The organism is Paraburkholderia franconis (genome assembly GCF_009362735.1).
Lineage (GTDB): Bacteria > Pseudomonadota > Gammaproteobacteria > Burkholderiales > Burkholderiaceae > Paraburkholderia > Paraburkholderia franconis.
Genome location: NZ_WHNP01000046.1, coordinates 29770 through 50977, shown reverse-complemented (window position 1 = coordinate 50977; position 21208 = coordinate 29770). Strand labels below are relative to the sequence as shown.

Here is a 21208-nt window from a genome sequence, read left to right as displayed (position 1 = left end):
GCTGAGTGTCTAAACCTCGGTGCGCCTCAGCAGATAATCGAGTCCGCCGACGCGATACCACCTGTATCCATAAGGCTCGAACACGACGGCATGCCGGCCGTCATCGCCCGCGTGGCTGTGATCGTCGGACAGCAGATTGATCAGCCGGTCGTCACCCGTTTCGTTGTAGCCGGAGCGGAATTTCACGGTGCACGCCTCGTCACCGAAGTTATGCACGCACAGCACCGAGTTGTTGCGCCAGTCGTAACGCAGTGCGAGCACATCGTTTCGCGACGTGCGCAGCACTGCGAAATCGCCCCAACTGATTTCCGGCACTTCGCGGCGCATACGGATCATTCGCTCCGTCCAGTTCAGAAACGAATTCGGATCGCGCCGCTGGCTCGCCACGTTGACCCGCTCGAAGCCATACGCCCCGCCCGAAATCACGCGGACGGGCGGCTTTGGATGCTTCGTGAAGCCGCCCTCCGGTTCCGCCGACCATTGCATCGGCGTGCGCGTGCTTTCGCGTTCGGGCAGGCGCAGGTCGTCGCCCATGCCGATCTCATCGCCGTAACGGAACACGGGCGTGCCAGGCAAAGTCAGCATCAGGCTATACGCGAGTTCGAGGCGGCGTCTGTCACCTGCCAGCATCGGCGCAAGCCTGCGGCGAATGCCGCGCTCATAGAGCTGCATGTCGGGCTCCGGAGCGAACGCCGCGAACACGGCGGCTCGCTGCTCCGGCGTGAGGCGCCCCAGATCGAGTTCGTCGTGATTGCGCAGGAACACGCCCCATTGCGCAGTCGGCGGGCGTGGCTTCGTCGCGAGCAGCGCTTTCTTCAACGGCTTCGTGTCGCCCGTCGCGAGCGTATAAAACGTGTTCTGGTTGAGCTGGAAGTTGAACATCATCGGCAGGCGCTCGCCCTCGTCGCCGAAATAGTCGAGGTCGGTGTCGGGCATCACGTTGGCTTCCGCGAGAATGATCGCGTCGCCTTCACGCCACTGCAAGAACTCGCGAAAGGTCCGCAGCATGTCGTATTGCTCGACGGGTCGGCGCACCTTCGGGCCCTTCGTCGCAATCACGAACGGCACGGCATCCATGCGAAACCCCGACACGCCAAGCTGGATCCAGAAGCCCATGATCTTCAGCAACTCGGCCTGCACGTGAGGATTGGAGGTGTTCAGGTCCGGTTGAAAATCATAGAAGCGATGGAAATACCAGCGCTTTGCCCGCTTGTCGAAACTCCATGTCGACTTTTGCACACCCGGAAACACCACGCCGGTTTTCGCATTGGACGGCTGACCGTCGGACCAGACGTACCAGTCGCGATATTTCGAACCGGGATCGCTACGTGCTTCCTTGAACCACGGATGCTGGTCAGACGTGTGATTCACCACGAGGTCGATGATCACGCGCAAGCCCCGCTCGTCGCATGCGTGCGTGAATTCTGCGAAGTCGCCGAGCGTGCCGTATTTCGGGTCGACGTTGTAGTAGTCGGAAACGTCGTAGCCGTTATCGCGCCCCGGCGACGGCTGAAACGGCATCAGCCAGATCGTCGTCACGCCAAGCCCCTGCAAATAGTCGAGCCGGCGCATGAGACCCTGAAAGTCGCCGACGCCGTCGCCATTCGCGTCCATGAACGTGCCTACCGACAGGCAATAGACGATGGCGTTCTTGTACCAGAGGTCGTTGAGCATGGGCTTCGGCGTGTCGCCAGAACAGTCAATCGTTGAGAGGAATTGCAATGTCGAAGCTGGCGTGGTGGCAACGCGGCGTGATCTACCAGATTTATCCGCGCTCGTTTCAGGACATCGACGGCGACGGCATCGGCGATCTGCCCGGCATCGACGCACGCCTGGACTACCTCGTCTCGCTGGGCGTCGATGCAGTCTGGATCTCGCCGATCTACCCGTCGCCCATGGCCGACTTCGGCTACGACGTTGCAGACTACTGCAACATCGATCCGATGTTCGGCGCTCTCACCGACTTCAAGCAATTGGTGGACCACGCGCATCGAGTCGGGCTCAAGGTGCTGCTCGACTTCGTGCCGAATCATTCGTCGGACCGTCATCCGTGGTTCGAGGAAAGCCGCTCGTCACGCGACAATCCGAAGCGCGACTGGTACCTGTGGCGCGATCCCGCGCCCGATGGCGGGCCGCCGAACAACTGGCTGAGCCGCATGGGCGGCTCCGCGTGGGAGTGGGACGAGCACACGGGTCAGTACTACTATCACGCGTTCCTGCGCGAACAACCCGACCTGAACTGGCGCAACCAGGAAATGCGCCGCGCGATGGAAGACGTGCTGCGCTTCTGGCTGGATCGCGGTGTCGACGGGTTTCGCGTCGACGTGCTGTGGCTGCTGATCAAGGACGCGCAGTTTCGTGACAATCCGCCGAATCTCGCGTACGGGCCTCGCGAGCCGGATCATCATCGGCTATTGCAGACTTACACCGAGGATCAGCCGGAAGTGCATGAAATCGTGCGCTCGATGCGCGCGACGCTCAGTGAGTACGGCGAGCGCGTGCTGATCGGCGAGATCTACCTGCCTGTCCCGCAACTGGTGAAGTACTACGGCACGAACGGCGATGGCGCGGACATGCCGTTCAATTTCCAGTTGCTCAGCGCAACCTGGAACGCGGGCGAAATCGCCCGCATGATCCGCGATTACGACGGCGCGTTGCCCGAGCACGCATGGCCCAACTGGGTGCTCGGCAATCACGACAATCCGCGGGTCGCGTCGCGCGTGGGCCCCGCGCAGGCGCGCGTAGCCGCCGTGCTGCTGCTGACGCTGCGCGGTACGCCGACGCTTTACTACGGCGACGAAATCGGCATGACGGACGGCGCCATTGCGCCCGATCGGATTCAGGACCCGGCAGAACGCCGGCAACCCGGCATCGGCCAGGGACGCGACCCCGAGCGCACGCCGATGCAGTGGGATAGCTCGCTGCCGAATGCGGCTTTTACAAGCGGCAAACCGTGGCTACCCATCGCAACGACCACGAGCGTGCGCGACCAGAACAGCGACGCGTCGAGCATGTTGTCGCTCTATCGCCGCCTGCTGACCTTGCGGCGCAACAACGCCGCGCTCGTGCAAGGCACCATCGACAATGTCGCCGCATACGGCGACGTGCTGACTTACGAGCGACGCTACCACAATCAACGGGTTTTCATCGCGCTGAACATGGGCGTCGGGGATGCCACCGTGCAAACGCACGCGGGCGTGGTGTTGTTATCGACGCTTGCGGCCCGTGACGGTGAAGCGCTTGTCGAAGGTGCCAATCGGCTTGCGGCCGGCGAAGCGCTCATCGCGTCCTTGTGACTTTCTATCCGCTTGCTGCTGATCGCGCCTCTACGCGCACGGAATGTTGCGCCCGCAAACGAACGTCGATCGCGCATACGTCAAACGCCATTAGCGCAAATACGAAGATCTCCGGTACATTCGATACGCTCGAGTAGACATTGCATTCCAACCATAAGGAGGAAACAAGTGAAGGCAAGACACACTCTCGCAGTCATTTTTACATGCGCGGCGCTCGGCGCACTCTCCTCGCAACATGCGCGCGCCGACACCGCGCCCGAAGAAACGATCACTGTCGAAGGGCTGACGCATCCGACAGACATCCTCATCGACACATGGGGCGTACCGCATATCTTCGCGGATAACGAGCACGATGCGTTCTTCGTGCAGGGTTTCAACGCGGCGCGCGACCGCATGTTTCAAATCGACTTGTGGCGTCGTCGCGGTCTTGGACAATTGGCCGAAGTATTCGGCCCTGCGTATGTCGAGCAGGACAAGGCGACGCGGCTCTTTCTCTATCGCGGCGACATGTCGACGGAATGGAAACGCTATGGTCCCGATGCGAAACCCGTCGCCACGCGTTTCGCCGCGGGCGTGAACGCGTATATCGACTGGCTCGCTGCGCATCCGGACCGGCTGCCCTACGAGTTCCGCAAGGTCGGCTACTGGCCCGCGAAGTGGTCGGCCGACGACGTCGTGCGCATCCGCAGTCACGGTCTCACGCGCAATCTGACCAGCGAAGTGGCGCGCGCAAAGGTCGCGTGCAAGAGCTCGCTTGCCGCCGATTCGGTGCGCTTCGGTTTGCAGCCGCCTTGGCAGCCGCAGATGCCCGAAGGACTCGATCCGTGTCTGCCCGACGATGTGCTCAAGGTCTTCACGCTCGCCACGCAAAGCGTGCACGTGACCCGCGATTCGCTCAACAGCGCGGATGCATCGACGACCGTGATCGCAGCCGCCGACAATCCCGAAGAGGTGACGGAAGGCAGCAACAACTGGGTGATCGCGCCGGGCAAATCGGCGACGGGCCGCGCGATCATGGCCAACGATCCGCATCGCGCATACGCCGCGCCGAGCCTGCGCTACATTCAGCAAATCAGCGCGCCGACACTCGATATCATCGGTGGCGGCGAGCCGTCGGCGCCTGGCGTGTCGATCGGACACAACGGCACGATCGCGTTCGGTCTCACGATCTTCAACATCGATCAGGAAGACCTGTACGTCTATGAGCTGAATCCGGCGAACCCGCATGCGTATCGCTATAGAGGCCGCTGGGAACCGATGCGCATCGTGCACGAGACGATCGCCGTGCGCGGCGGCCCGCCCGTCAAGGCGGACCTCGCCTTCACGCGGCACGGTCCTGTGATCTATACCGAAAGCGCGAAGCATCGCGCGTTTGCCGTGCGCACGGCATGGCTCGCACCCGGCATGTCGCCGTACTTCGATTCGATGCGCTACATGCGCGCGAAGAACTTCACGCAATTCAAGCGCGATCTTTCGACATGGGGCGCGCCGACCGTGAATCAGGTCTATGCGGACACGCATGGCGACATCGGCTGGGTGCCGAGCGGTCTCTCTCCAAGGCGTCCGAACTGGGATGGCCTGATGCCTGTGCCCGGCGATGGCCGCTACGAGTGGGCGGGATTCTGGCCGCGCGACGACATGCCATCCGCTTTCGATCCGCGCGACGGCTACTTCACGACATCCAACGAGATGAACCTGCCCGCCGACTATCCGTACAAGGAGCGCAAGCTCGGTTTCGAATGGACCAACGGGTCGCGGCATCAGCGCATCGACGAAGTGCTGAAGGCATCGCCGAAGGTATCGATCGAGGACAGCGAGCGCTTGCAGAACGACGACGTGTCGATTCCCGCGCGCCGGCTCGTCGCGCTGCTCGCGCCGCTTGCACCTCCTGCGAGCGACGACGCCGATACGCGTGCCGCGCTCTCGATGCTCAAGGGCTGGGATGCGCACATGCGAGCGGATTCCCCGCAGGCAGCGCTCGAAGAGGTGTGGCTGAGCCATCATCTCGGACGCGCGTTCAAGCAGGCGGTCTTGCCGAAGGAAGCCACCGATTCGTTCGGCTCGCCCGACACAGCCGTCATGCTCGACACGCTCGAACACCCTGAGACGCGTTTCGGCGATAACGCGCAGGCGAAACGCGATGCCGTGCTGCTCGCGAGCCTGCACGACGCGTATGGCGAAATGGTGCGTCTGCAAGGCGCGGATGCGAGCGCATGGCAATGGGGCAAGCTGCAGACCAACCTCAATGCGCATCCGTTCGCCGATCTCGTCGACAGCGACATGCGCGCGAAGCTCAACGTCGGCCCCATTGGAAAAGGCGGCAGCGCGTACACGCCGAACCAGTCGACGTATCGCGCGAACGATTTCCGGCAGACCAATGGGCCGTCGTTTCGCGTGATCGTCGACGTGGGCAACTGGGACAACTCGCGTGCAGTGAACCTGCCTGGAGAATCGGGGGACCCGGACAGCCCGCATTATCGCGACCTTGCGCAGATGTGGCTGAACGGTGAATATTTCCCGTTGCTCTATACCCGCGCCTCCGTCGAAAAGGCGACCGAAAAGCGCATTCATCTCGTGCCCGGCGCGCGGACGCAATGACACGCTAACGCAATAACGCAATCAGGTGGTTCGCGCGACCGTCCACTCGTCGGCCGCGCGAGCCCCTCGTGGGCAAGCACATCGACACGTTGCACCGGACGTTGACTACGGTCAATCGAAAGCACCTCTTCGCAAGGAAAATAAAACATCAAACATGTCCCTCAAAGCGGAGGACCATCATGGTGCAAGCATCGAATGTCACGCCCGCGGCCGGTAGCGCGTTCACGCGTGTCATGTTGGCCGTCGACGATTCCGACGCGACGATACGCGCGGCCGAGTATGCAAGAGCCCTGTTCGGCGATCGCGCGAAGATCAGGATCGTGACGGTCGCGCAGAACCCGCGCACGCTGTTTCCGCTCGGTGCGACTACGCAAGGCTTTCTGGCCGCCGCGAGAGAAGAGATCGTGGGCGATGCCCGCGCGGTGCTGGGCAAGATCGAAGCGATGTTTCCCGGGACTGATGTCGAATTCGGGCTCGTCGATCTTTCCGTTCATAACGGAAATACGGTCGATGCATTGCTCGACGCGGCATCGCACTGGCAGGCGGACCTGATCATGATGGGCGCGCGGCACCATCATGGGCTGCTGCGCTGGATCGAAGGCACCGTATCGGAACCCGTCGTGCGACGCGCAGGCTGCTCGTTGCTGGTCGTGCCCGAGAACAGCCGCGTCCCCACCGACAGGCCGCCCGAGCGTATCGCCTTTGCACTGGATGGCAGCGCCTGCTCGCTCTTTGCATTGCGGACAGGTCTCCAGATGGCAACGCCCGACACCCGATTGCGCGCGATCTACGTGGTGGATCGCGCGGCGCATCTCACGGACAGCACGCCCGACAACCAACTGGAGCGCGCATTTCTCGACGAGGGTTGCTCGACCCTCGAACGCGCGGCGCGCATGTGTGCCGAACAGGGCCGCTATGCGGAAACAGCATTGATCAAAACGCACGAAACCCGCGACGATGTCCCGCACGCGATCATGCGAGACTTCGAACAGTGGAACGGCGACCTGCTGGTTCTCGGTACTCACGGCAGACGCGGCCTTGCGCGATGGTTTCTCGGCAGCGTCGCCGCGCGCACGGTGCGGCTAGCCGATACCCCCGTGCTGCTCGTGCGTCGCCGCGAAGACTCACATCAATCCGGCGAGAACGGCACGCATGCCGAATAGCCTCGCGATCGGGGGGACGGTCAACAGAGCCGATAGCGCCAGCGCGGCAAACCCTGCGACCGCCCATCCATATGGATTCGCACCTTGCAGACGGCGCGATGCTTTGCCCCGCGCCAGCAGGCGCACCGCGAACATGATGGCGACGTTGCCCGCGACCAGCAGCGGAAAGGCCACGGTGCGCGCGGCAACGGCATCGAATCCACGCGACAGCATCGACGCATACGCGCTCACGACGACAAAGCCAACCGCGCATCCGAGCGCAATGCTGATCGCAAGCGCGCGGTCGGTCATCAACCGCTCGCCGACGCGTCGAGGCGGCTGCCGCATTACGGAAGGCTGCTCCCGCTCGTTCTCGAACACGATCGAGCAAACGGGCGTGATGATCAGTTCGAGCGCGACGATGTGAACAGGCCCCAGCATGGGCCGCCATCCCGCCAGAACGGGAATCGTCGCCGCGGCGATCATCGGAATATGCGCCGCGACCGAGAAGCAGATCGCCTGCTTCAGGTTGCCGTAGATGCGCCGCCCCAGCCGGACTGCCGATACGATCGGCGTGAAGTCGTCGCGCAACAGCACCAGCGATGCGACCTCGCGCGCCACTTCCGCGCCACGCCGGCCCATCGCGATACCGATGTGCGCGGCCTTGAGCGCCGGCGCGTCGTTGACGCCGTCGCCCGTCATCGCCACGACCTCGCCCGCGTGCCGGAATGCCTCGACGAGCCGCAGCTTCTGGTCCGGTGTGACGCGCGCAAAGACACACGCGTCGCGAATGACACGCTGCAACACCGTGTCGTCGATTGCCTCCAGTTCCGCGCCTGTCACGACGCGCGTGCCGTCGATGCCGACTTCCGTTGCAATCGCACGCGCCGTCGACGGGTAGTCGCCCGTAATCATCACGACCCGCACACCCGCCGCCTTGCACTCGGCAATCGCGCCCGCCACGTCCGGACGAACAGGATCGAGCAGCCCGACGAGCCCCACGAATTGAAAATCGAAGTCGTGCTGCTGTTGCGGCCATCCGTCTCCGTCATAACGGGCTCTCGCGACGCCAAGCACGCGCAGCCCGCTTTCAGCCATGCGCGTCGCGCGTTCGAGCAACGCCTGTTCGACGGCGGGATCGAGATCGCACAACGCACAGATCGCTTCGGGCGCGCCCTTGCAGGCCACGGTGCGATGATCTCGTTCGGGCGTCTCCCACACATGCGACATCGCGGGGAATTCGGGCGTCAGCGCGTACTCCTGCACGAGAGACCAGTGCGCGTGCAAGCGGTCCGTGTTCGCGAGGCATGCGTTGCCCGTCTCGTGAAATGCGCGCTCCATCGGATCGAGCGGCTCTATCTCGCTTGCCAGCACGAGGTACTCGAGCAATTCATGAAACGCTGTGCCGATCTCCGCCGTACCATGTTGTACCGATGCTTCCTCGCCGTTCGCATAGAGCGCGCGCACCGACATGCGGTTCTGTGTCAGCGTGCCCGTCTTGTCGACGCACAGCACCGACGTTTGCCCGAGCGTTTCGATTGCGCTCAGGCGTCGCGTCAGAACCCCTTCGTTGACGATACGGCGCGCGCCCAACGCCATGAAGATGGTCAGTATCGCGGGAAGCTCTTCCGGAAGGAGGCTGATCGCGAGCGTGATGCCCGCGAGCAGCCCCGGTATCCATTCGCCCATGCGCCAGCGGTAAGCAAGCACGAGCAACGCGCAGATCAGAAGCGCAAGCGTTGCGAAACGCGTCACAAAGCCGCGAATCTCGATCTGAAGTGGCGAAGGCGGCTCTTTCACATCGGCAAGGCGCGTGCCGATCCGGCCAAGCTGAGTCTGCGAACCGATTGCCGTGACCGTCATGCAACCCTGGCCGCGCACGACCATCGACCCTGAAAACAACCGGTTCGACGATGGGTCCGCCAGCGAGCCGTTAGGCGAGCCCGGCGATTTCATCACGGCAACGGATTCGCCCGTGAGCAGCGATTCGTCCACGCTCAGTTCGTGTGCTTCGGTTATCGTGCCATCGGCAGGGACTTTCGCGCCCTCTTCGACGAACACGACGTCGCCGGGGACGAGTTCCGCGGCCGACACATACTCCCGCTTTCCGTCGCGCAGTACCTGCGCGCGTGGCGCGGACAGGTCACGTAGCGCGCGCAGCACGCTCGCCGTGCGATGACTCTGAAAGATCGTGAGCATGACGACGGCCACGACGAACGCGAGCAGCGTCAGCGCCTCCGGCGTATCGCCCAGCAGACCGTACAGCGCGGCTGCGACGAGCAGCAGAACAAACATCGGCTCGGCGAGCACGTCGCGCACAGTGCGCAACCACAGGCTATCGGCGCCCGATACGATCAGGTTGCGGCCATGCACAGCCTGCAACGCCTTCACCTCAGCGGCCGTCAGCCCGACGGACGGATGCGTGCCGTGCGCGGACTGAGGTGCCTCGGTTCCCGCCAATGCTTGCGATGGAGTGTCCTCAGCCGCCATCGACGATCCCTCCGCTAGAGTTTGGCCGACGGGCGACACCCCGGGCAACTCGCGGCCGCATCGGGCGTGACGGATTCCTGCAGCGAAACGTGCAGATCGACGCCTCCGCGACGCGGCACGTCCACCAGCCTGATCACGTCCGCGCGCCCCGCATTCGCGACAATGCGATAGCGTCCGGCCGGCAGCATCACGTAGAGGAACGGACCGTCGGTGCGCGTGTCGAGAACGGTCTTGCCATCCATGGTTGCGATTTTCACGTCGACATCCGCGAGGTAATTGCCTTTTCCCGATGTCAACATCAACCGCAGACTGTAGCGGGGCGCAAGCGCAAGAAACGTCTTTGCCTCGTCTTCGCCGATCCCACCCGTCATGTACAGCACGCCGTTTCGGCTGACCGCCTCCGGCAACGACTGCGCCGACGCCGCCATGCTCGCGACGCCCAATGCAAAGGCAACGCACAATCGAATCAATATAGGTTCGAGGGATTTCATATTGAGTTCAATCTCCGGCTAACGCTGTGATGAGCGAGAACGGCATCCTCATCTGGAAGAACACCGATTGATCGGCTGCCCGATTGCGACTGCGACAGCGCTGCATCTCACTCGACAACGAGATCGTCCACTACGGCATGCACGCCGGGCGCACTCCACGCGGCCCCTCTCGCGACGGCACGTTCCGCGTAAGAACCCACTTTGCCCGTCAACGTCACCATTCCATCCTTGACATCGATGCTGATGTGTTTGACTTCGCGCTCGGCATGCCGCTGCATCGCCTGCGCGATCTTTTCGCCGATGTCCTCGGACGCGATCTTGCCGCGCACTTCGATGCGGTTCAACACACCGCGCACGCCGCGCATATGACTGACAGCGCGCGCGGCGACATGGCTCTGGTACGCCCAATCCACCGTGCCCCTCAGCGTGATCCACCCTTTCTCCACCTGAACCTTCACCGAATCGTCAGGCAGGCCGACCGTCCAGTGCAGAATCGCGTGTACGGCATTGGCAATGTCTTCATCGGTGCGCTCGTCTTTTTGCGGCAAGCGAACCTGCATTTCCACCACGACTGCCTTCACGCCCGCCACCCGATGCGCGGCCTTTTCCGCCGCGAGCTTCTCCGCAAAGCTCGGCGGATGCCCCGAAAGTATGACGACGCGATCCGTTACCTCCACGCCGATGTCGGTTGCCGTGACGGCCGGGTCCCAATCGAGTTCCGCCTCGACTTCTTTCTTCAACTCACGGTCTGTTTTCATCGCGCATCTCCTCGAAGCGAATCGTGGCATGAACCACCATGAGAAAAGCTTCCGTCCGCAACGAGATGCGTTGTCTGATGCAGATCAATCGCGTGCGTGTTCGCGGCCTCGATCGATGCCTGACTTCAATGCCGCCGTTGTGCCGCCGCATCGGCGGCCGTATGGAGCTCCTTCTCTGCGACGTCGAACGCACAGCGAATCGCTTCCTCCGCGTTCTCACCCGAGTAGTGCGCGATGGGTTTGAGATCGTGCGTGGGCGTGATGAGGTCGAGGCGAACATCGTAGGTGGGCTTCCCCGATTGCGAGCGTATTGCTTCGATCGCCAGATGACAGTTCGACACGAGCGCGCTATAGCGATCGAGCCTCACTAGCTGTGCGGCGGCTTCCGATTCCAGCTGCTTCGTCCCACAGAAGCCGAGATAGACAATCTGCATACCAATGCCCATCTTCGTCTCCGTTCGATATCGATGTTGGACGTGGCTTGCGAAACATGCAGGCCTTCATCGCATCATCGCGTGACGCGGACTGTCGTCGTTGACCTGGGTCAATCGGCCCAATCGCGTGCATTCCTTCCCGGCCGGGAACGCGTATCGATTCGAAGCGGTGCTACCTTGTGCGACGGGTCATCGCGTTGCGATGACGCGCAAGGAAAGCGAGGAGAACATCGATCAGAAACTCTTTCGCGTCGGCGGTTCCGAGTATTGCGTCGAGCCGGTCGCCGATGCGAAACACCCCTTGCCCCACATCCTGCATGGCTGCGTAGATCAGCGCTTCGCCGCCCGCCTTCAGCCACGCCATGTGCCCCGCCTCGCTTTGCGCGGCATCGACCAGCACGGCGATTGCCGCCTTCTTGTCGACGAAAGACAGCAAGCGCTTGCGCGCCCTGTTCCAGTCGATCAGAAAGACGATGCGCGAGCCGATGCCTTCCAGCGTCGCGTCGAGAGCATGTTCGTCCGCGCACTCGAAGCGCGCAGTACCGAATGTGTATGCGGCGCCTTCGTTGAGCGTGGCCGCGACTTTCGACTGCACGCCAGTCCACTGCGCTCCAAGCGGTGCGAGAAGCGTCTGGAGAAATTCGAAGCGCTGCCGGTGCAGATCGGAATAGCTCAGCGTGACCGTCATGCTCTCGATCTGAATGACCAGCACATGCGCGTCGTTGGTGCCGATATCGTTCTGCAGCAGCACTCGATTACCGTCGCGCGTCACAGCGGTTTCGAGTCCAGGGTGCTCGAACTTCAGCCGTGCAGTGCGGTTCAAGCCGCGCATGAAGGCGACAACGAGTGAGCGGTCGGCTGGCTGCAATTGCCAGACATGCGCGCCGTCGATTTCCTCGCTCGAAAGTGAACTGGCCAACTGGTTCAACGCGCGATGAAGGTCCATCACCAGCACGTGAAAGCTGTCTTCACTATCGGCGTTCCGACCGCGCGTCAGCGCCTGCAACTGCGCGCGGCTGATACGCGCGCCCTCCAGCGAGTCCAGCATAGCCAGCCAGTGCTGGATACGCTCTCGCAAAGAAACAGCGTCGTGATCCGATTCGAGCAGCGGTTTCGCCATTGCCGCGAGATCTTCGGACAGCCGCTCTACGAGATGATGCAAACCGGGCACGAGCAGTTCGCCATCGACGAGCGCGGAACCACCTGGCATGTCGAGAAGCCAGGGCGCGTCGACGTGTGCAGCCGTCAGTTCGGCACTCAGATCGAGCGCGCCCGTATTGGGATGGTCGGCGTGCGCCAATGCAGCCTGAAGCACGCTCAGATAAAGCTTCAGACGGTCGTTTGCAGAGAGTGCCGCCTTGATCCAGCCTGGCAGCAGCAAGCTGCGCTCTCCCAACACAGAGATAGCCTCGGTCTTTTGCATCATGACAACCCGGGGTAGATGAACGTGTCCAGTCTCGACGGCCATGATGACGTTTCTCTGACAACGACGGCCGATTCCCCGGCGCGATTGACCTACGTCAACCGTTCGTCGATCCCCTCGGCTACTAATCGTGAGGCTGGCTATTACATACAAGCTATTAGGTACAAGCCATTAAGCCATTACGTACGCGCCGGCGTCGTGCGAGACAGCACGCTCCTCTATTCGACTGTTGATTGATCGCCGGGAATCCCGTCCGATCAGAACCCAATGTGATCATGACGCTGACAGCCGGAAAACGTGGCTTGCATACCATCGCTCCATTCTTGAACTGGTGGGGCCGGTCGTCCCGTACTGTTGTCCACCCTTCGACGGCAAGCGCGGAAACACTCGCTGAATTCGCGCAGTCGTCGCCCGATGAAGCGTTGACAAAGCTGCACAGCACCGCATCGGGTCTCGACGCCGAGGAAGCGCAACGGCTGCTGCGCATGTATGGCCCAAACCAGGTCGTCCACGAAGCGCGCCATACGATCATCGGCGAACTCACCAGTAGAACAATCAATCCGCTTAACCTGCTGCTTTTATCGCTCGCTGCAGCGTCTTACGCGCTCGGCGACCCACACGCCGCGATCATGATCGCGGCAATGGTCATGCTCAGCATCTCACTGGGTTTTGTGCAGGAGCACCGCTCGAACAAAGCCGCCGATTCGCTGCGCAAAATGGTGCGCACGACAGCCACCGTCATCAGGCAATCGAAGGAAACCGGCTCGTCTCATGTCGACATACCGATCGAGCAGCTCGTTCCGGGCGACATCGTTCGGCTATCGGCCGGAGATCTCGTGCCCGCAGACCTCCGGCTGATTTCCGCCCGCGATCTGTTCGTCAATCAATCTGCGTTGACGGGCGAAGCCATGCCGCTCGAAAAAGCACCGCATGCTCATTCTGCGCCCGTCGATTCCCATTTCGAATTGCCCACTATCTGCTTTATGGGCAGCGCAATCGTCAGCGGTGTTGGCTGCGGGGTCGTGGTGCTGACGGGAAAGACGACCATGTTCGGTCGCATTGCCGATGTAGTTGCAGCACAGCGAACAGAGACCAGCTTCGACAAGGGCGTGACGCGATTCACCTGGCTGATGCTTCGCTTCATTCTGGTCATGGTGCCGCTCGTGTTCGTGATCAACGGGCTGACCAAAGGAAACTGGTTTGACGCGCTGCTTTTCGCGGTCGCCGTAGCTGTGGGACTCACGCCCGAGATGCTTCCGATGATCGTCACTGTCAATCTCGCCAAAGGGGCGATCGACATGTCGCGGAAAAAAGTCATCGTCAAGCGATTAAATGCGATCCAGAACTTCGGCGCATTGGATGTGCTTTGCACGGACAAGACAGGCACGCTCACGCAAGATCACATCATTCTGAAGCGCCATCTCGACATTCACGGCAACGAATCCGATCAGGTACTGGAGTATGCATACCTGAACAGCGTGCATCAGTCGGGCCTGAAAAACCTTCTCGACGTTGCCGTGTTGAATCATGTCGAGCCCCATGAACAGCTCAAGGTTCATGAGCAGTTCGTCAAGATCGATGAGATGCCGTTCGATTTCGAGCGCCGCCGCATGTCCGTGGTACTTGCCCGGGACGATGGCGTGCACATCATGATCTGCAAGGGCGCCGTGGAGGAGATCTTCTCCGTTTGTTCACGCTACGCGATTGACGGCGATACAGACACGCTCGACGAGAGCCACTACGCCGCGACAAAGCAGATCACCGACGAGCTCAATTCGGATGGCTTTCGCGTGGTCGCCGTCGCCTACAAGGCCATGCCGCCGGATCAAACGGCCTATTCAGTTGCCGACGAGACCGATCTGACACTCCTCGGCTTCATTGCGTTTCTCGATCCGCCCAAAGAAACGGCCGCAGCAGCAATTGCAGCATTGAAGGCGAGCGGTGTTCAGGTAAAGATTCTCACCGGCGACAACGACATTGTCACCCGGAAGATCTGTCACGAAGTTGGAATCGCCGTCGATCGCATCGTGCTCGGCAAGGAACTGGAGTCGCTCTCGCAGGCTGAACTCGAGGATCTGGCGGAGAAGGCATCCGTTTTTGCGAAGCTGTCTCCGTCGCAGAAGGCTTCTATCGTCGACGCGTTGCATAGCAAAGGGCACGTTGTCGGCTTTCTTGGAGACGGCATCAACGATGGGCCTGCGCTCAAGGCTTCGGATGTCGGTGTGTCGGTCGATAGCGCCGTCGACATCGCCAAGGATTCCGCCGACATCATTCTGCTCGAGAAGAGCCTTGCCGTGCTGAACGACGGCGTGCTGGAAGGACGCAAGGTATTCGGCAACATCACCAAGTACATCAAGATGGGAGCAAGCTCGAATTTCGGCAATATGTTCAGCGTGCTTGGAGCCAGCATCATTCTGCCGTTTCTGCCGATGGCGCCGATTCAGGTACTCACCAACAATCTGCTTTACGACTTCTCGCAAACGGCCATTCCGACCGATAACGTCGACGCGGAATATCTCAGCATGCCGCGTCGCTGGGATCTCGGGAACATCGTCAAGTTCATGCTTCTGATAGGTCCAGTCAGTTCCGTATTCGACTACGTGACCTATTTCATGATGCTCCGCGTCTTCGATGCATGGGACAAGCCCGCTCTCTTTCAAACCGGGTGGTTCGTCGAGTCCTTGCTGACGCAGACGCTGATCATCCACATCATCCGCACGGCAAAGGTGCCGTTTCTCGAGAGCCGGGCCAGTCCGGCGCTTATGGCGACAAGTCTGATCATTGCCACTGCTGGCGTGATACTGCCTTTTACATCCCTTGGCGACGTTCTCGGATTTACTCCGTTGCCGTGGACGTATTGGCCTGCTCTCGCGCTGATCCTGCTCAGCTACGCCGCGTTGACCCATTTGACTAAAAGATGGTTCGCCCGACGCTTTGGGCTGAATTGACGAGTGCATTCGGGTGAACGGACCGCGATGGCTTGCAGACCGCGTATCCGATCTGAGCCCCATTACACCGTAAGGGCAAAAGCAACATTTGGCGTTATCCTCCCTCCTGCGATATTTTTCGACAACGGGCAGGCAATTCGTGCGTCCCATGCCGACCGGGAGGGTGGATACAAATGAAGTTCACTCGTCGAACTTGTGCGGGCATGCTATCCGGGCTGCTCGCGCTGCTTTGCGCCGACTCGACGGTCGTCGCGAAGCACGATCGCGTGCGGTGGTCGACGCAATGGCAACTGGCAGCTGGGCGCGTCCGCGCTGCGCCAACCAGTGAGGGCGTCCTGATCGAGCGTGTGAATTTTTTTCTGGACCAGGATGCCCAGACGAAGGAAGAAGACGCACAAAAGAAACACAAGGCCGAGCAGCAGCATCGCGCCGCAACGGCCAGGCCGAAGCCCAGTCCAAAGGCTGCTTCCGCCGCTGCAGCGTCGATCGCGCGGCCAGCAGCGAGCCAACCACAGGCGTCCGCCAGCTCTGCCGCCGCCACGCGGACGGAACATGGGGCGCAATCAGCCGCGTCCGAACCCGCGCCATCACAGGGCGACGCATCCGCGACGCCTGCTGCGAAACTCGTGCCCGCGTCATCCGCTGCATCTTCTCCCACTATCGCGAGCGCGCCCGCGCAGATATCGCCGCATGAGAGGAATCAGGGTACATCGACAAATGCGGCTACAGCAGCGGCACTTAACCCTGTCGAGCCGGGTATTGCGTCGCACTCGGGCGGCAGCCTACCTTCGCGGCTGACCAGGGATCAACTGATTCCGTTGATGCGGGGCGCCACTATCCTGAGGACGAACACGTCGGGCGCCCTGAGACAATGGGTCAATGGCCCCGACGGTACGCTGACGGTTTACTGGGCGGGTGGCGGTTTTCTCCAGCCACACAGCGCCAGCGGCAAGTGGAGCGTGACCGAGGACGGCCACTTTTGTCTTCAGATCGATTGGCCCGACATGCCCGAAAACTGGTGCCGCTTTATGGAACGGACAGCCAACGGCGCGTATCAACCCATCCCCGACTCCGCCGATGCAACGTGGACTCCCCCGAAGGATAAAACCGAGTGGAGACCCATGACCATTCTCCGCTAGCGCAACTGGCGATCCAAATGGGCAGATGTCGTTTTCGTTCCGCGTATTCGAAACGACGCCAGCGAACGACGCGACGTATATAACGCCGTATAGCGGATCGTCCTCATCAATTCAGAACTGCTCCCGCATCCGCTGCCCACCAGTCGCCTCATCGCATAGGTGACTGTCCCAGGCATCTATTCACCCCTGGCACTCAGCTATCGCACAGCGTCAAAGAACGACTAATGGGCCTTCTTTTGCGATGCGCTCTCAAAGAGCACCCGCAATCCGACACCTGATTTTCAGAAGCGAAAATATTCCGTAAGGACTCTGACGCTCAGTATTCATACGTCGATGCTTTAATGACTTCGCTTTGCTGTACCCCACTGCCGCGTAGCCTCCCCCTCTGAACGGCGTCAGCGATGTAATGCGTATCTGATTCTCTCTGCGCCCGGGCGCGCGGTCATCCCCGCCAATACGAATCCAAACAGGAGCCTGATATGCAATGGCGTCAGATAGCACTTGGTTCGCTCACAGCAGCAGCATTCGCATCGACAGTAGCGTGGAGCGCCTCCGACGAGCATGACAAAAACCGGCCGGACGAAGTTCATACGGCTACTCCGATCAAGCATCTGGTCGTGATCTACGGTGAGAACATTTCGTTCGATCATTACTTCGCGACCTATCCGCATGCGACTAACCCGTCTGGTGAGCCTGCATTCAACGCGCTGCCCGGCACGCCTCAAGTGAACGGTCTCTCGGGCACCCTGCTCACGAACAACCCGAACTTCACGAATACAGCCAACGGAACAGGCGCGGCCAATCCGTTCCGTCTCGACCGCACGCAAGCGTCCACCGCAGACCAGAATCACGCCTATACGGCCGAGCAGCAAGCGTACGACAACGGTGCTGCCGATCTCTTTCCGAAGTACACGGGTAAAGGTTCGAGCGGCGGTGCCGGCGCATTCGCCACGAATGGCCAGGTGATGGGCTATTTCGACGGCAATACGGTCACGGCTCTGTGGAACTACGCGCAACGGTTCGCGATGAGCGACAACGCCTATACGTCGACCTACGGACCGTCGACGCCGGGCGCGCTCGAAGTGGTGTCAGGGCAGACCAACGGCATGAAGGTTGTGCTGACGACGAAGCAGCCTTCCGCCTCAGGCTCGTACTATGTGAACGACGGGCAAGGCGGGTTCACGATGATCAATGACGTCGATCCTGGCTACGACGTCTGTTCGAGCACGACCGATGCGGCGATGATGACCGGCAAAAATATCGGCGACCTGCTGAACGCGCGCAACATCACGTGGGGCGGCTTCATGGGCGGCTTCAACCTCGCGACGGTCAACAGCAATGGCACGACGGGATGCAAGCGCAGCACGCTGTCGGCGGTCGTCGGCTCCGCCACGGCCGACTATATTCCCCACCACAACTGGTTCCAGTACTACGCGTCGACGGCCAATCCGAAACACTTGCGCCCGAGCTCGATCCAGGCGATCGGGCACAGCATGCAGAACGATAGCCACAGCGCGGACCCCGCCAATCACCAGTACGATACCGACGACTTCTTCAACGCGGTGAACGCGGGCAATTTCCCGGCAGTGAGCTTCCTCAAGGCCCCGGCCTTCCAGGATGGACACGCTGGCTATTCTGATCCGCTCGACGAACAGGCTTTCGTCACGAAGGTCATCAACTTCCTGCAGCAGCAAAAGGACTGGAAAGACACAGCCGTCATCGTGGCATGGGATGACTCCGACGGCTGGTACGACCACGCTTATGCGATGCCGACGAGTGCATCGTACGACTCCGTCGCCGACCAGTTGAATGGTGCTGGAATCTGCGGCACGGGCTCGGCGGACAATGGCGTGAATGGCAAACCCGTGAACGGCCGCTGCGGTCCGGGCACGCGTATCCCGTTTGTCGTGATCTCGCCGTGGGCAAAGGAGAACTTCGTCGACCATACGCTGATCGATCAGTCGTCGGTTGTGCGTTTCATCGAAGACAACTGGCTTGATGGACAGCGCATCGGTGGCGGATCGTTCGATGCGAAGGCGGGCAGCATCATGGGCATGTTCGACTTCAACCGCCGCGGCGAAGGTCGCTATCAACGCAAGCTCTTCCTCGACCCGACGACGGGTGTGCAGGTCGAGCGGCCGCCGAAGATCTGATGCAAGAGCACGGCTGAACATTGACGCATGACACAAGTGCGCCCTTCCCCGCTGCTAATGCAGCAGGACGGGCGCACGCTTCCATTCAATCGAGTGCTTTCTGACGTCAGGCCGTCACCGCATAGCGCTCGGCCATCTGCTCGAGCGGAACCGGCTTGATTCGCGGCGCCTGCCCTGCGCTGCCGAACGCTTCGAAGCGCGCGGCGCACATGCCGCGCGCAGCCTTTCTTGCAGCCGCGAATGCCTTGCGCGGATCGAATTCCGCCGGCTGCTCCGCGAAGATCTGCCGCATCGCCCCCGTCATCGCGAGGCGGATGTCGGTGTCGATGTTGACCTTGCGCACGCCGCTGCGAATCCCGCGCTGAATTTCCTCGACGGGCACGCCGTATGTCTCCTTGATCTCGCCGCCGAACTTGCGGATGATCGCCAGCCATTCTTGCGGCACTGAAGACGATCCGTGCATCACCAGATGCGTGTCCGGAATCTGCGCGTGAATCTGCGCGATGCGGTCGATCGCGAGAATGTCGACGCTCGGCTTGCGGGTGAACTTGTACGCGCCATGCGACGTGCCGATCGCGATCGCCAGCGCATCGACACCCGTACGCTCGACGAAATCGCGCGCTTGCGCAGGGTCCGTCAGCAGCATGTCGTGCGACAGCTTGCCCTGCGCGCCGACGCCGTCCTCCTCGCCGGCGTCGCCCGTCTCGAGCGAGCCTAGACAGCCAAGCTCGCCTTCGACGGACACGCCGACGGCATGCGCCATCTCGCACACGGTGCGCGTGACGCGCACGTTGTACTCGTAGCTAGAAGGAGTTTTCATGTCCTCTTCCAGCGAGCCGTCCATCATCACGCTCGAAAAACCTGAGCGGATCGACATCTGGCACACGGACGGACTCCCGCCATGATCCTGATGCAGCACGACGGGGATGTCGGGATGCGATTCCGTCGCGGCGAGCACCATGTGACGCAGGTAAGGCTCGCCCGCATACTTCCGCGCGCCGGCGGAGGCCTGCAGGATCACGGGGCTTTGCGTGTCCTCGGCGGCCTCCATGATTGCCTGGATCTGTTCGAGGTTGTTGACGTTGAAAGCCGGCACGCCGTAGCCGTGCTCGGCGGCATGGTCAAGCAGTTGGCGCAGCGAGATGAGTGCCATGACAAGTCTCCTGATGATGACGCGATTGCTTGCGAGACCGTCGAGCGCAACAACGCGCTTGACGGCGAATCGTTCGGCCACGGCGCATTCATTGCGCCGCCTTCATCCACGCGACCGTGGTGTCCAGCATGCGGTTGCTGAAGCCCCACTCGTTGTCGTACCAGCTCAGCACCTTGACGAGCGTGCCGCCTGTCACGCGCGTCTGCGTCGCGTCGAAGATCGACGAGCGCGCGTCGTGGTTGAAATCGACGGAGACGAGCGGAGCGTCGTTGTAGCCGACGATGCCTTTCAGCTCGCCTTGCGCGGCCTCCTTGACGATCGCGTTGACTTCGTCGACGTTCGTCGGCCGCATCGACGTGAAAGTCAGATCGACGACCGACACGTTGATCGTCGGCACGCGAATCGCGAAGCCGTCGAGCCGCCCGTTCAGTTCGGGGATCACGAGACCCACGGCGGCGGCCGCTCCCGTCTTCGTCGGAATCATCGACTGCGTGGCGGCACGCGCGCGGCGCAGGTCCGTGTGATACACGTCGGTCAGCACCTGATCGTTCGTGTACGAATGAATCGTCGTCATCAAACCGTGCTCGATGCCGATCGCCGCATGGAGCGGCTTGACGAGGGGCGCGAGGCAATTGGTCGTGCACGATGCGTTCGAGACGACCGTGAACGACTGTCTGAGCAGCCCGTCGTTGACGCCGTAGACGATCGTCGCATCGACGTCTTTGCCGCCCGGCGCGGAAATCATCACCTTGCGCGCGCCCGCTTCAAGATGGGCAGAAGCTTTCTCCTTGCTCGTAAAGAGGCCCGTGCATTCGAGCACGACGTCGACGGCGAGTGCGCGCCACGGCAGCTCCGCAGGATTGCGCACGGACAGTACCTTGATACGGTCGCCGTTGACGACCAATGCATCGCCATCCACGTCGACGGTGCCGACAAACGGACCATGCACGGTATCGAAGCGCGTCAGATGTGCGTTGATCCGCGCGTCGCCGAGATCGTTGATCGCGACAATGCGGATTTCATCCGTCCGCTTCGATTCGTACAGCGCACGCAGGATGTTGCGGCCGATGCGGCCATAACCGTTGATCGCCACGTTGATGGGCATGTCGTCTCCTTTATCGTGAGTTCATGTCGAGTTCAGGTGCCGTGTCGATCAGCGTTCCGTCGAGGTCGAACGTGACGA

Annotated in this window: 14 protein-coding genes; 6 read left to right on the top strand and 8 right to left on the bottom strand. The window is 61.5% G+C overall.

The genetic code is table 11. The features are described 5' to 3' along the window. Window positions 1–9: 9 nt before the first annotated feature. Window positions 10–1674, bottom strand: coding sequence for an alpha-amylase family protein (locus GCT13_RS33225; protein ID WP_152765550.1), 1665 nt, complete (start codon window positions 1672–1674; stop codon window positions 10–12). A 47-nt stretch (window positions 1675–1721) separates the two neighbouring features. Here GCT13_RS33225 and GCT13_RS33220 point away from each other — a divergent pair, with 47 nt between their 5' ends. The 3 genes from GCT13_RS33220 (at window position 1722) to GCT13_RS33210 (ending at window position 7057) form a co-directional block, all read left to right on the top strand. Beyond that, window positions 1722–3296 carry an alpha-amylase family glycosyl hydrolase gene (locus GCT13_RS33220; RefSeq protein ID WP_152765547.1) on the top strand — a complete coding sequence of 525 codons (1575 nt, stop codon included), beginning with the start codon at window positions 1722–1724 and terminating at the stop codon, window positions 3294–3296. 168 nt (window positions 3297–3464) lie between these two features. Further along, window positions 3465–5894 carry a penicillin acylase family protein gene (locus GCT13_RS33215; protein ID WP_321574787.1) on the top strand — a complete coding sequence of 810 codons (2430 nt, stop codon included), beginning with the start codon at window positions 3465–3467 and terminating at the stop codon, window positions 5892–5894. A 179-nt stretch (window positions 5895–6073) separates the two neighbouring features. Further along, window positions 6074–7057: a universal stress protein gene (locus GCT13_RS33210; RefSeq protein ID WP_152765544.1), complete on the top strand. Its 984-nt coding sequence runs from the start codon at window positions 6074–6076 to the stop codon at window positions 7055–7057. Here GCT13_RS33210 and GCT13_RS33205 read toward each other — a convergent pair. From GCT13_RS33205 to GCT13_RS33185, 5 genes are all read right to left on the bottom strand, one after another. Continuing rightward, complete coding sequence (locus GCT13_RS33205; protein WP_152765542.1) at window positions 7019–9526, bottom strand: cation-translocating P-type ATPase; 2508 nt, start codon at window positions 9524–9526, stop codon at window positions 7019–7021. The two genes, GCT13_RS33210 and GCT13_RS33205, sit on opposite strands and share 39 nt — an antisense overlap. A 14-nt stretch (window positions 9527–9540) precedes the next feature. Beyond that, a complete protein-coding gene (locus GCT13_RS33200; RefSeq protein ID WP_152765539.1) occupies window positions 9541–10017 on the bottom strand; it encodes a carboxypeptidase regulatory-like domain-containing protein in 477 nt (158 codons plus the stop codon). 107 nt (window positions 10018–10124) lie between these two features. After that, window positions 10125–10775 (bottom strand): BON domain-containing protein, encoded by a 651-nt coding sequence (locus GCT13_RS33195; RefSeq protein WP_152765537.1) that lies wholly within the window; start codon window positions 10773–10775, stop codon window positions 10125–10127. A gap of 125 nt (window positions 10776–10900) precedes the next feature. Next, complete coding sequence (locus GCT13_RS33190) at window positions 10901–11221, bottom strand: HPF/RaiA family ribosome-associated protein (protein ID WP_152765534.1); 321 nt, start codon at window positions 11219–11221, stop codon at window positions 10901–10903. Between the two features lie 160 nt (window positions 11222–11381). Then, on the bottom strand, window positions 11382–12590 hold the full coding sequence (locus tag GCT13_RS33185) for a hypothetical protein (protein WP_193727819.1): 1209 nt from the start codon (window positions 12588–12590) through the stop codon (window positions 11382–11384). A gap of 317 nt (window positions 12591–12907) precedes the next feature. On the opposite strand from GCT13_RS33185, the gene mgtA reads away from it, so the two are divergent. The 3 genes from mgtA to GCT13_RS33170 all read left to right on the top strand — a co-directional run bounded on the left by mgtA (window position 12908) and on the right by GCT13_RS33170 (window position 18872). Further along, window positions 12908–15580: a magnesium-translocating P-type ATPase gene (gene mgtA / locus GCT13_RS33180; RefSeq protein ID WP_152765531.1), complete on the top strand. Its 2673-nt coding sequence runs from the start codon at window positions 12908–12910 to the stop codon at window positions 15578–15580. Between the two features lie 173 nt (window positions 15581–15753). Beyond that, window positions 15754–16719: a hypothetical protein gene (locus tag GCT13_RS33175; protein WP_152765528.1), complete on the top strand. Its 966-nt coding sequence runs from the start codon at window positions 15754–15756 to the stop codon at window positions 16717–16719. A 479-nt stretch (window positions 16720–17198) separates the two neighbouring features. Further along, on the top strand, window positions 17199–18872 hold the full coding sequence (locus GCT13_RS33170) for a phospholipase C (protein ID WP_152765525.1): 1674 nt from the start codon (window positions 17199–17201) through the stop codon (window positions 18870–18872). Between the two features lie 106 nt (window positions 18873–18978). On the opposite strand, the gene fba is transcribed toward GCT13_RS33170, so the two are convergent. Both fba and gap read right to left on the bottom strand, forming a co-directional pair. Continuing rightward, window positions 18979–20025: a class II fructose-bisphosphate aldolase gene (gene fba, locus GCT13_RS33165; RefSeq protein ID WP_152765522.1), complete on the bottom strand. Its 1047-nt coding sequence runs from the start codon at window positions 20023–20025 to the stop codon at window positions 18979–18981. A gap of 88 nt (window positions 20026–20113) precedes the next feature. Continuing rightward, window positions 20114–21130: a type I glyceraldehyde-3-phosphate dehydrogenase gene (gene gap / locus GCT13_RS33160; protein WP_152765518.1), complete on the bottom strand. Its 1017-nt coding sequence runs from the start codon at window positions 21128–21130 to the stop codon at window positions 20114–20116. Between the last annotated feature and the right edge of the window lie 78 nt (window positions 21131–21208).